We start from the raw sequence: 12,143 nt of genomic DNA on the forward strand, positions 1-12,143 counted from the left end.
AGCGCGGGGCGTGTGGCTGCGCCCCATTGGCCGCTGGCTTTACACCATGCCCGCCTATATCGCGACGGACGCCGAGCTCACCCAGATTACCGGGGTAATGAAAGCGTGGTTTTTAGAATAGCGCCTCTAGTGTGCTATCGGCCGGTTCGAACAACCCGTAGCGGGGGTCTTTCGCCAGGGCCGGCCAATGTTCCCAACAATACCGGCATTTCCGCCATCCATGGCGGTCAGATGGCGAAAGTAGCGCCCATGGAGGGGTTCACAGCGCCCCCGCCTAGGGTTGAGCGAAACTACCCAGTCGTTAAATCAAGGTAAGATCAAATTCCCCTGCTTACGCCACTGGTTAACCAGCGCCGGCACGCCTTCCCCCGCCGTGGTATTGATCGCCAGCACGCCGGGGGGGCTAATCTCATCGGCGTCGGGGTCTACCAGCGCGCAGGGGGTGTCGTAATCGATATAGGTGAGCAGCGATGCGGCGGGCATCACCGCCAGCGAGGTGCCCACCACTAGCAGGAAATCCGCCTGGCTCACCAGCTCGCAGGCCTCTTCGAACAGCGGCACCGCCTCGCCAAACCACACCACGTCTGGGCGCAGCTGGCTGCCCTTATCGCACACATCGCCCAGGGCAATCCCACCCTTCGCCAGCGGGTAGCGCAGCCGCGCATCCACCGATGAGCGGGCCTTCAAAATCTCACCGTGCAGGTGCAGCACGTGGCGGGAGCCTGCCCGTTCGTGCAGGTCATCAATATTCTGGGTAATCACGCTGACCTTAAAGCCATCCTGCTCCAGCGCTGCCAGCGCTTTATGGGCGGCGTTGGGCTTTGCACGGCGAATCTGCTCACGGCGCTGGTTATAGAACGCCAGCACACGCTCTGGGTCTTGCCGCCACCCTTGCGGCGTGGCGACCTCTTCCACCGGGTGATCCTCCCAGAGGCCATCGCTGGCGCGGAAGGTTTGAATGCCGCTCTCCGCGCTGATTCCCGAGCCGGTAAATACCACCAAGTGCGGGGCTGATGTCATGCTGTCCTCGGCTTACGTCGTCCAGTAAACGCCTAATGTACCAGTTGCCCCACGGTGCCCGCGAACCGCTGCTTGTTGCGATACGGGTAAACGTCAATCACTCGCCCATCCAGAATCGCCCGCTGTAGCGCCAGCCAGTAGTCCGGGTCGAACAGCTCCGGGTGCTGCTCTGTGAACAGTGCGCGAAGTTCCGGGTTGGCAAACATAAACGGGCCAAACTCTTCGGGGAAGATATCGTTGGGGCCAATCGACAGGCTGGCCCCGCCATCCATGTAACTGTCGTACCCCTGGGATTTGGGAATATGGCGAAAGCGGCACTCGGTGAGATAGCTCACCTCGTCGTAGTCGTAGAAAATCACCCGCCCGTGGCGGGTAACACCAAAATTCTTCAGCAGCATATCGCCAGGGAAAATATTCGCCGCCGCCATCTGCTTGATGGCGTTGCCGTAATCTTTTAGCACCATCACTCGCTCATCGGCACTGCACTGCTCCAGGTAAATATTCAGCGGCGTCATCATTCGCTCGGTGTAGCAGTGCTTGATGATCACTTTGTCCTCTTTCAGCGACACCGTGGAGGGTGCGACCTCTAACAGGTGGGCCAAACACTCCGGCTCGAAGTGGTCCTGGCGGACGATAAAGTTGGAGAACTCCTGGGTATCGGCCATCCGCCCCACCCGGTCGTGGCGTTTTACCAGCCGGTACTTCTCCCGCACGATGGCGTGGGTGACCTCTTTGGCGGGGTCGAACTTATCCTTGATGATCTTGAACACGGTGCGAAAGCTTGGCAGCACAAACACCGCCATCACCATACCCCGCACCCCCGGCGCGATCATGAACCGCTCTTCGCGCTTGGCGACCTGCTGGTTCAGCGCGCGGAAAAATTCGGTTTTGCCGTGTTTGAAAAAGCCAATGGCGGCGTACAGCTCGCCCTCGGGCTTGTGGGGCATGAGCTGTTTTAGGTAACCGACGAACTCCCCCGGCACCGGCACCTCTACCTGAAAATAGGCGCGGGTGAACGAGAAGATGATCGACACTTCATCGGTTTCAGTGAGAACCGTATCCAAATGCAGGCAGGGGTCGCCCCCCTGCTGCTCGCCATACCCTTCGCCATGCAGAACGGGCAGCACCAGCGGCACCTGCTCGCCGCCGCCTAACATACGCCCAACGAGGTACGCGCCTTTATTGCGGTAGAACACACTGTTGAGCAGCTCCACCTGGGCATCCTCCGCCTGCCAAATCGCGGCGGGAAGCTGGGCTTCCAGCAGGCTAGCGCCGAGCTGGCTATCGCGTTCCAAACTGGCAAAGGAGGACTCAAACGGGGCTTCACTCAGCGCCCAAGCGAGTGCCCCCGCCCAGTCGCCGTTGACGTAATGCCTGCGGCACAGCTCAATGCCCGAACGGTGCGCGGCATCCTCCCGGGAGCTGTACACAAACATCCAGTCGTTGCGGATATGTCGATGCTGAAACACCGAGCAGAACAGCGAATTAAAGAAGGTTTCCGCCAGCTCGTAATCCAACCGTTGGCTAATCAATTGAGCGTAGTGCCCTCGTGCTTCCCGCCACGTCTCACAGTGAGCCAGTACATCTGCGGCAAAGGTGCGTTGTAATCGGCCGAGCGTCTCTTGGACTTTTTGACCGTACAGGTTGATCCGCGCGGCGGAGGCTTGCTGCGCTTCACGCCAGGCGGCGTCGCGAAAGCGGCGGCTGGCATCTGAGGTGATCTGCTTAAAGCGGGCACGGTACTCATCGAAACCGTGCAGCACAGTGGCCGCTAGGCGATACGCGGGGGAGTGTTTCATCACGCTGGCTCACGTCGAAAGAGGGCTTCTCAGATTCCGTGAACGGCACACTACATACGAGACGACCTTAGTCCTGTGAGTGTCAGCCCTGTGAATAAGGCGCAATGGAGGCTATCTCCAGGCGAAACGGCCCGGCAGTGCGGTCGGCAATCAAGAAACCGAGCTGGTGAATAGAATCCGGGGCGAGAGGCGGCGCGCTGGAAAGCAGCGTGCCCCGGCGCACCGCCTCGAACTGTGCCCAGGTGAATTGATGCGTTTCCCACTGGTGAGCCGTAGGCGTGAAGGCGACGCGGTAGGCGCTTGCTTCGTCCAGCGCGCTGCTTTTGAGCCGTAGCTGATAGGTGCGACCATCGCCGCGCACGCGAAGCACAATTCCTTGGCCATGGGCCATGGCCGGCTCGAAGCCGTCAGGCTCACGGCGCACCGAGGCAAAGCCACCGCCGTTTTCCAGCGACACCTCGCCATAAAAGCAGCCAGCGCCCGCTTCCACGCGAAAGCCGCTTTGGGACACGCCGCCCATCACGCCATCGTCCACGGCGTACCAGCGCCGCTGCTCTGCCTCGGCCATGTTTGATTCGGTAAAGTTCAACATCCTTCAAGCTCCTCCTTGCCTGCCCATAACAACGCCTCTGAGCGAAAGCCCAGAGGCGCACTGCTGTGGTTCAGACTAGGCGATCTGCCGTGGTGATTACAATTTTGCGGAGGCGACCTTCGGTGCGACAGGGTCGAGATCCTCTGGCGCGGCGGTGACCAGCGCGAACTCCTCTTCTGCGGTTTTCGCGACTAAATGGTTTTTGCTGTAGAGGAAGTAGTAAGCCGCTCCGGCAATGAACAGCACGATGGTGTAGTTGAACGCGCGAGGGTCAAACGCGTAGACACCGGTCAACGCGACGAGCGAGAGCACCAGCGCGATGCCGGAGGTCACCACGCCTCCCGGCGTTTTATAGGGGCGCGGCAGGTCGGGCTGTTTCACGCGCAGCAGAATATGGCTAAGCGCCATCAGCGCATAAGAGATAGTCGCCCCCACAACGGCCATGCCTAACATCAGATCGCCTTCCCCGCTCAGCGATGCGAGAAAGCCCAAAATACCGGGCACAATCAGCGCTAAGTAAGGCACTTTACGCTCGCTGGTGAGCGACAGCGGTTTGGGTAGATAACCCGCCCGAGAGAGCGCGAATACCAGGCGGCTATAGCCATAAATAATCGAGAAGAACGACGCGATCAAACCCGCTAAGCCCAGCACGTTGACCAGGGTCGCCAGCGTGGGATTACCCGCCGCATTCAGCGCATCCACCAGCGGCACACCGCTTTGGCCAATCATCTCAGCGCCCGCCGCACCGGCCAGCAGCACGACTACGAGCAGGGCGGTGAAGAGCAAGAACAGCATCGCACCAATGATGCCTTTGGGCATATCCCGGGCGGGGTCTTTCGCCTCTTCGGCCGCCAGCGGCACACCCTCTACCGCCAGGAACAGCCACATGCCAAAAGGCAGCGCCGCCCAAATACCGTACCAGCCGAATGGCATGAAGGTGCTCGCCCCCGCCGCATCGGTGGGTGCAATATCAAACAGGTTGGCCGAATCGAAATCGCTGATCAGCGCCACGGCGGTGGCCAAAATGGCAAAGACCGCCAAACCGCTAATCACCATCATCACTTTCAGCGCTTCCCCCACGCCCGCCAGGTGAATGCCGATAAACACCGCATAAAACAGCAGATACACCAGCGGCCCGTTAACGCCTAATAACGCTTCCACCGCCGAGCCAATAAAAATCACGATGGCCGCCGGGGCCAGCGCGTACTCAATCAACACCGCAAGCCCAGTCAAATAGCCGCCCGCAGGCCCCATGGCTTGGCGGGCAAAGCTGTAGCCGCCCCCTGCCGCGGGAATGGCGGCGGACATTTCTGCCAGCGCCAGCACTAGCGCGAGGTACATCAGCGCCATCAAACAGGCGGCAATCGCAAAGCCGCCCCAGCCCGCTTCGGCAATGCCAAAGTTCCAGCCCGCAAAGTCACCGGAAATCACGTAGGAGACCCCAAGGCCCGCGAGCAGCATCCAGCCTGCCGTACCTTTACGCAGCTGGCGCTTGGCCAGATACGCCTGATCAACCGTTGGTTGTGTCATCGTTTTGCCCTTTTCAGTGTGGAACGCAATGGGTGTCAGCGGCGTGCTGTGATCCTGGTTCCGTCTTGTTATTGGGAGAGCCGTCAGCGGTGTTATTGAAAATGTCGTCAGCGTTGTTATTAAAAGTGTCGTCCGCGTTTTTGCGGCTGTTACCGTCAATCAGCCACAAGGAAATTACGAGTTGAACCGCTGCCGCCCTCCAAGACGTTGTCTTCGCTGCGGTCTTTTAACTTCACGCCGGAGAGCTTGCGCTCCCGCGCCTCGGTTAACAGCAGCAACAAGCGCCGGGCCGCCTCTTCATACGCAAGCCCGGCCGGCCGCACGTTGGAGATACAGTTACGCCGGTCATCTTTTAACCCCACTTCGGGGCCCCAGGTCATGTACAGCCCCAAACTATCTGGGGAGCTTAGGCCGGGGCGCTCGCCCACCATGACCAGCACTGCATCTGCGTTGAGCAGCGCGCCTACTTCGTCGCCAATCGCCACGCGCCCTTGTTCCACCAGTGTCAGCGGTGCGAGCTGCCATTCGTTCTTGTCGCGCCCGAATGCGTCATACAACGCGGTGAGAAACGGGGTGCTGTTCTGCTGCACCGCAAGGGCAGAGAGGCCATCGACGATCACCACCGCCAGATCAAACCGTTGGCCGCTCTCTGCCGCCTGCTGCAGCGTTTGCCGGGATGCCTCGTTAAGGCGTCTGCCGTAGTCGGGCCGCTGCAGGTACATCGCGCGGTCCTCTGCACGGCTGTGTACCGCAAGCGGTTCGGTGCTCAAGCCAAGCGCCTGGGTCAGCTCATCGGCCAGTGTTTGACACTCCAGCGGGCAGTGAACCGCATCTTGAGCTTGGGCATGGGCGAGTTGAAACGCGAGCAACTGCTTGGTGGGCAGGCTCACCCCCGCGCGCCCCAAACCAATGCGCGCATCGGTAAAGGCGCGCAGGCGCTCCCAGGGGTTCTCAATGACGATCGGCGCAGTGGTTTCCTGCGTGGGTTGCTTAGGCATTTCAGTCGCTCCCCTTCGGCAAGTGGCGCAGGCTGTTGGCAAAGGCGGCGGGCAGCTGGTCGTTAAGACGATGGGTGCTCACATCTTGGAAGATCTGCATCTTGGCCAGCCACTGCTCAAACTCTGGCGCGGCTTTTAGCCCCAGCACCCGACGGGCATAGAGCGCATCGTGAAACGAGGTGGTTTGATAGTTGAGCATGATGTCGTCAGAGCCGGGGATGCCCATCACGAAGTTGCAGCCCGCCACGCCCAGCAGCGTCAGCAGGTTGTCCATATCGTTTTGATCGGCGTTGGCGTGGTTGGTGTAGCACACGTCGCACCCCATCGGCACACCTAAGAGCTTGCCGCAGAAGTGATCCTCAAGGCCGGCGCGAGTGATCTCTTTACCGTCGTAGAGATATTCAGGGCCAATAAACCCCACCACCGTGTTGACCAGCAGCGGATTGAACTTGCGCGCCACGGCGTAGGCCCGGGCTTCGCAGGTTTGCTGATCCAGCCCGTGGTGGGCGTCGGCGGAGAGCGAGCTGCCTTGGCCGGTTTCGAAATACATCACGTTGCGACCCACGGTGCCTCGGTTCAACGTTTGCGCGGCGGCTTCAGCTTCCGCCAGGGTGCTCAAATCGAACCCAAAGCTGCGGTTGGTGGCTTCGGTGCCACCAATGGATTGAAACACCAGATCCACCGGTGCGCCCTGTTCAATGGCTTCTAGCGTATTGGTCACGTGGGTCAGCACGCAGGATTGCGTAGGGATCTCGTATTTCTGGATCACGTCGTCCATCAGACGCATCAGCTTGATGCTCTGAGCGACGTTATCGGTAGCCGGGTTGATACCGATCACCGCATCGCCGCTGCCATACAGCAGACCATCGAGAATACTGGCCGCGATGCCGGTGACGTCATCGGTGGGGTGGTTGGGCTGTAAGCGGGTCGAAAGCCGCCCCGGTAGCCCAATGGTGTTGCGAAATGCCGTGGTCACCTGGCATTTCTTCGCCACCAGCATGAGGTCCTGGTTGCGCATCAGCTTACTCACCGCCGCGGCCATTTCCGGCGTAATGCCGAGCCTTGCAGCGGCTAGGGCTTCACTGGTGGCGTGGTCCGAAAGCAGCCAGTTGCGAAAATCGCCTACGGTCAGGTGCTTCAGCGGCGCAAACGCCTCCGCATCGTGGTCGTCGATAATCAGGCGGGTGATTTCGTCCTGCTCGTAGGGGATCAGCGCGTCGTTCAAAAAAGTGGTGAGCGGCAGCTCCGCCAGCACCATTTGAGCGACGACCCGCTCTTCTGCGGACTCTGCCATCACCCCGGCAAGGCGGTCGCCCGAGCGCGGCGGCGTGGCTTTGGCCATCAGTTCGGCGAGCCCGCTAAAGCGATAGCGGCGGCTCCCCACCGTGGTGTGATAGGTCTGCGCCATAGGCCTTCCCTTCTCTTACCTGTTCGATACTCAAGGCACGGTATGCGCGTTGAGGAACAAAACTTGCTTGTTCTCACAATAGCGCTATCACTTAACGGGGAGTATCGAGTTTTGGCAAAACACACCAAGGCTATAAAAACCAATAAGAAACAGCTGGTTAATAACAACAACAAGGCGTGGACGCGGTTGATTCACGCTGTCAGGAGCTGGTGATGACCTTGACGCCTACCCAAAGCGCACCAAAAAAGTGCATTCAAGAAGCGTTTGATGCTGACGAGCATGCGCAAAACCTCACCCACTGGCAGCAGCAGTATGATCAGCTCACGCCTGGGCGGTTTTATGGGCGGCTGGATGAAATTGCGTTGCCTGCCATCCAGGTCTTCAAAGAGCACACCGGCCAGGCGCTGCGTCAGGATTGCCGGGTGTGGGAGAACTCTTTATGGCTGGGCATTCCAACCCGACCAGCGGGCTCGCGTATCAATGGGCAGCCGCTCGACGCGCAGCAAGTGATGTGCCGCCCCGGCGGGCGCGATTTTGAATTGGTGACCCCGGAAGCCTTCGATATTTACGGGCTGGTGATACGTCTACCGGCATTACACGCCGCTGCCGAACGCCAGGGCATCACGCTGGATGAGCAGTGGATGACCGTGCCCCGCCGTCATGTGAACCCTGCCACGCTGCGCGCCCTACTGTTTCTATTGGAGCGGCTGTTAGGCCAACAGCAGGGAGCCATTGCTGAAAAGCTGCATCAGGATATTCTTTTAACCGGCCTGCTGGAGCTATTAGATGCCCAACAGCCCTGTGGCGAGCTGCCTCCCAGCTACGCGCATCGCAAAGCCGTGGTCGACCGGGTCAAGCAGTACGTCGACGCGCATGTAGACGCCCCCATCACCATGGACGCGCTGTGTGAACTGACCCATGTGAGCCGACGCACGCTGCAATATAGCTTTACGACGATTTTAGGGATCAGCCCATTGCAGTTTTTAAGGCTGACGCGCCTTAACCGAGTGCGGCGCTCCCTGCGCGCAGCTGAACCGCCACAAACAGTGACCGAGATTGCGACGTATTGGGGATTTTGGCATTTAGGGCAGTTCGCCCACGACTATAAGCAGCAGTTTGGTGAGTGCCCTTCGCAGACGCTATATACAACAATGCAAAACGATCACAACCATTAATGCAAACTTATTGAGAAATCACTAATGGCATCAACCAATAAGCTTAACTCAAAAATTATAAAAAATTACTCAAAAACAAAAAAATAAACAAAACAGTCATTTAAATTAAACAAAGAAAAAATCTCTTTGATATTTCATTCAAACCTATCAATTTTTCTGGTTGTCTTCACAAAAAAGAATATTAGTAACAAGACATTGTCATACGCTAGCATTACAATTTTCAATCGAAAGCAACGAAATTAATTATTATTAATAACTGCGCACTTTATATATAAAGTCCAGCGTACTCAAGCAACTTATAAAAATTGAACTACTAGCCTCGGCTCCAGTGGGACTGCCTCCATCACCTACGGTGGTATGAGTCTCAACGAACTCTACTCAACCATTACCCAGAGGGAACATGAAAAACATCCGCATCCAACATAGCCTAACTGCCGCCATGGCGCTGCTTATCGTGATGGTATTAGCCATTGGGACTCTCGCCATTTCAGCTGCCCGCAACAGCTTGAGCGATATTAATGAAATATCTGAGCTAAGCGCCGATCAAGTTGCCGCAGCCAACCGCATGGAAGTGAACCTGATGGAACTGCGGCTGCGCATGGCAAGGTTTGTTGAATACAGCAGCAAAACCAACTCTGATACGGATATTCCCTTGGAGCAAGCTCGGCGCAGCTTAGAGCGAGCAATAGAACGCTTCGATGAACTAAGCGGCTACGATGTGACCGAAGGGCAGGAACGCTACCCGTACTACATAGAAGTCGTCAATAGCTTCCAGGAGTTAGTAACACCGGCCGTCATTCAAGCACTAGCAGAGGGCGATCCTATTCAAATCGCTGAACAAGAGCAGCGCCTTGACGTAGAAGCAGGCTCTCTCACCGATGCTACGCGTGAATTTGCCCTCTTTGCTGAAGACCTGGCAGATGAGATGCAGAGTGAAGCTAACACCGCTAATCAGCGCATCATTTGGACAGTCGCCACGGTGTTGGTTGTCTCACTGCTGCTGTTTGTAGGCCTACAGATTGGTTTACGCCGGTTCATAGTGTCGCCGCTTAGCCGTGCAGTCACCATCTGCGAGAATATTTCACAAGGGGACCTGACCAGCCATATTGAAGATGAAGGTCGCAACGAAATCGGTAAGCTGTATCAAGCCATGCAAGCGATGCAGATTAAGCTTACCGATATGATGGTAACGCTAAACCAAACGAGCCAAATGGTGGCTCACAGCGCCCGTGAAATCGCTAGCGGCAGCGAAGACCTAGCTTCTCGTACCGAAGAGCAGGCCAGCGCACTGCAAGAAACCGCCTCTAGCATGGAGGAGATGTCCTCAACGGTTAGCCATAATAACCAAACCGCCAGCACTGCCAGCGAATTAACCTCTACTGCTTCATCAAAAGCCAGTGATGCACGCAAAGAGGTAGAGCAAACCACCGCACTCATGAAAGATATGGAGGAGCACTCTCAGCGCGTCCAAGATATTATCCGGGTGATTGAAAGCATTGCGTTTCAAACCAATATTTTGGCACTGAACGCATCCGTTGAAGCCGCCCGCGCCGGTGAACACGGCCGGGGTTTTGCGGTCGTCGCGGGAGAAGTTCGTAAACTGGCCACGAAAACGTCCGAATCATCCGGGCAAATTCGCAGTATTATTGATGGCATCGCTACACGTATTAAAGAGGGCACTCGGCAGTCAGAGCTTAGCGGTGAAGGTATGGAAAGCACTGTCGCGGCAGTGCAGCAAGTCTCCGAGCTAATGAAAGAGATCGCCTTGGCGGTTAATGAGCAAGAAAGCGGTATCAACCAGGTAACGACGGCTATTACGCAAATGGACTCTGCGACTCAGCAGAATGTCTCTTTAGTTTCAGAAACCAGTACCGCAGCGGCTTCTCTGCAAGATGAAGCGAACCGCCTCGCAGATTTAATCGCCACGTTCAAATTAAATGTAGCGCAGCCCACCACAGCACCCAAGCCCTTTACGGCTGCTCACTCACTGCCTGTCCAAAAGCACAGTCTTGGCCACACACTGGTAAAACATAGCGAGGAGCCGAGCTGGGAGGAGTTTTAATGAGCCAACTGGTTACTTATAAACAATAATATTGCCTCTGAGGCAATATTATCCAGACTACAATGAATTACCTAAAAAACCGCCCTGAATAGCCAGGGCGGTTTAGAAATCATAACTTAAGAAATTTTACACCATAATCATTAGGATCAACAACGCCTTCTAACCTTCCTATCTGGGAAAAGTCCCCTGCATCCAAAATGCTATCAATATTGGTATCCATAAAGGCAAGATTCTTCACTACGTTCACCTTAACTGGCATTCCTTTACTGTCAATATCAATAATCCAAGCCAAAAAACCACCGGAAAACTTAGCCAGACTCCCGATAGGATAAAGTCCATAACACTGGATAAATTCAACCAATGTTGCCTTATCATAGCTCTGATAGCTATCACTTACTAAACGATAAGCATCAAGAGGGGTACGTGGCTTTATTCCATTACGTTCATAGGTAAGCTTATTAATTATTTTTATTACTGACAGTAAAATCACGTTTTCAGATAATTGAGGGCCTTTCAATCCCGAGGGGTAACCCGAGCCATCTAATCGCTCATTGGCATTTAATAGTATATCTTTACATACTGGGCTAGGTTTCCAGTTCAATGATACAAGTTTATCCCATAAAACATTTGGATGCTGCTTTAGTAACGTTTTCTGTCGAGGTGTCATATTAGACTTAAGCGATGGCAGTTCCTCGCTCACTAACAAAGGCTTACCCATAGTGTGCAATAGCGTGCCTACCATCACCTCTCGTACTTGGGTAGAGTGAGCATCGCGAATAAGCATAATATCTGCCATTTGCGCGGCAACACGCACAGCATGCCTAACCCACTCTGGCTCATTGTGAAGGAAAGTAAGTGCATATAGCAGCGCTTTACGATCCTCACGAACGAGATAGAGGATAGAGTCCGCACAGTCATATATCACTTGTTCGGGAAAGTGATTCCGGCTTTTGATATACATCAAAGCATATTGCAGTTGGTGTGCTAACTCTAGAATACCGCGCTGCATAGGAGATTGCCGCTGGCGATTTTTTTGATCTTTCTCTTCCCGCTGTAGCATTTTTTTCTCTCTTGCACCAGGCACGAAAAGTGGAGAGTGGTCAGTGAAACGGCCATTAGCGCCCGACCGAAAGGCGGCTTCCCTTTCTACTTCATTAACAAAATAGTAGAGCTCTTCGGCTTGATGCGGTTCGATATTAGAAAACTCTATTCCTAATGCAGCATATCCATGATTACCAAAGGGTCGCATATGCCGCACAATTCCTTCCGTAAAAAAACTCGCACCGCTAGGAAACTCAATAGTCACTCCTGGCACTTGCTGTCCTACTATCAACGGAACAGCATCTTCAATAGCTACATCTACTAAACAGCCACCGACGGAAAGATTCCTCAAATTGCCAGCAACCACTAAGCCACTAGCAAACACTTCAACACTTACTCTAGCTCGCATCCCTAATATAAAACCTGAATCCGTGAGACCGGCCCCCGGAAGCACTTCTAACCCACTGACCTGCATGGCAATATAGCCATTATCGCCATTCACCCAGACAGTGCCATGC

Annotated in this window: 9 protein-coding genes; 2 read left to right on the plus strand and 7 right to left on the minus strand. The window is 55.6% G+C overall.

Features of this window, described 5'->3' with window-relative positions:
• Positions 1 to 306 precede the first annotated feature (306 nt).
• The 6 genes from BIS10_RS13490 to BIS10_RS13515 all read right to left on the minus strand — a co-directional run bounded on the left by BIS10_RS13490 (position 307) and on the right by BIS10_RS13515 (position 7,347).
• A complete protein-coding gene (locus BIS10_RS13490; RefSeq protein ID WP_253505913.1) occupies positions 307 to 1,020 on the minus strand; it encodes an NAD-dependent deacylase in 714 nt (237 codons plus the stop codon).
• A gap of 32 nt (positions 1,021 to 1,052) precedes the next feature.
• A complete protein-coding gene (gene aceK, locus BIS10_RS13495; protein WP_253505915.1) occupies positions 1,053 to 2,819 on the minus strand; it encodes a bifunctional isocitrate dehydrogenase kinase/phosphatase in 1,767 nt (588 codons plus the stop codon).
• Positions 2,820 to 2,901: 82 nt separating this feature from the next.
• Positions 2,902 to 3,411, minus strand: coding sequence for a CIA30 family protein (locus tag BIS10_RS13500; RefSeq protein ID WP_253505917.1), 510 nt, complete (start codon positions 3,409 to 3,411; stop codon positions 2,902 to 2,904).
• A gap of 96 nt (positions 3,412 to 3,507) precedes the next feature.
• A complete protein-coding gene (gene eat, locus BIS10_RS13505) occupies positions 3,508 to 4,941 on the minus strand; it encodes an ethanolamine permease (RefSeq protein ID WP_253505919.1) in 1,434 nt (477 codons plus the stop codon).
• A gap of 155 nt (positions 4,942 to 5,096) precedes the next feature.
• Positions 5,097 to 5,939, minus strand: coding sequence for an ethanolamine ammonia-lyase subunit EutC (eutC, locus tag BIS10_RS13510; protein ID WP_253505921.1), 843 nt, complete (start codon positions 5,937 to 5,939; stop codon positions 5,097 to 5,099).
• A 1-nt stretch (position 5,940) separates the two neighbouring features.
• Positions 5,941 to 7,347: an ethanolamine ammonia-lyase subunit EutB gene (locus tag BIS10_RS13515; protein ID WP_253505923.1), complete on the minus strand. Its 1,407-nt coding sequence runs from the start codon at positions 7,345 to 7,347 to the stop codon at positions 5,941 to 5,943.
• Positions 7,348 to 7,559: 212 nt separating this feature from the next.
• Between BIS10_RS13515 and BIS10_RS13520 the strand changes: the two genes are divergently transcribed.
• Complete coding sequence (locus BIS10_RS13520; protein ID WP_253505925.1) at positions 7,560 to 8,522, plus strand: helix-turn-helix domain-containing protein; 963 nt, start codon at positions 7,560 to 7,562, stop codon at positions 8,520 to 8,522.
• Positions 8,523 to 8,922: 400 nt separating this feature from the next.
• Positions 8,923 to 10,584 (plus strand): methyl-accepting chemotaxis protein, encoded by a 1,662-nt coding sequence (locus BIS10_RS13525; protein ID WP_253505927.1) that lies wholly within the window; start codon positions 8,923 to 8,925, stop codon positions 10,582 to 10,584.
• Positions 10,585 to 10,693: 109 nt separating this feature from the next.
• Here BIS10_RS13525 and BIS10_RS13530 read toward each other — a convergent pair.
• Positions 10,694 to 12,143: HD domain-containing phosphohydrolase (locus tag BIS10_RS13530; protein WP_253505929.1), on the minus strand; the 1,450-nt coding region annotated here is incomplete at its 5' end.

It is taken from the genome of Halomonas sp. 707B3, assembly GCF_024158645.1.
GTDB lineage: Bacteria > Pseudomonadota > Gammaproteobacteria > Pseudomonadales > Halomonadaceae > Vreelandella > Vreelandella lionensis.

Excerpts from the sequence above, each read along its gene's own strand:
- BIS10_RS13490 (WP_253505913.1), bottom strand. The coding sequence starts at position 1,020 with ATGACATCAGCCCCGCACTTGGTGGTATTTACCGGCTCGGGAATCAGC.
- aceK (WP_253505915.1), bottom strand. The coding sequence starts at position 2,819 with ATGAAACACTCCCCCGCGTATCGCCTAGCGGCCACTGTGCTGCACGGT.
- BIS10_RS13500 (WP_253505917.1), bottom strand. The coding sequence starts at position 3,411 with ATGTTGAACTTTACCGAATCAAACATGGCCGAGGCAGAGCAGCGGCGC.
- eat (WP_253505919.1), bottom strand. The coding sequence starts at position 4,941 with ATGACACAACCAACGGTTGATCAGGCGTATCTGGCCAAGCGCCAGCTG.
- eutC (WP_253505921.1), bottom strand. The coding sequence starts at position 5,939 with ATGCCTAAGCAACCCACGCAGGAAACCACTGCGCCGATCGTCATTGAG.
- BIS10_RS13515 (WP_253505923.1), bottom strand. The coding sequence starts at position 7,347 with ATGGCGCAGACCTATCACACCACGGTGGGGAGCCGCCGCTATCGCTTT.
- BIS10_RS13520 (WP_253505925.1), top strand. The coding sequence starts at position 7,560 with ATGACCTTGACGCCTACCCAAAGCGCACCAAAAAAGTGCATTCAAGAA.
- BIS10_RS13525 (WP_253505927.1), top strand. The coding sequence starts at position 8,923 with ATGAAAAACATCCGCATCCAACATAGCCTAACTGCCGCCATGGCGCTG.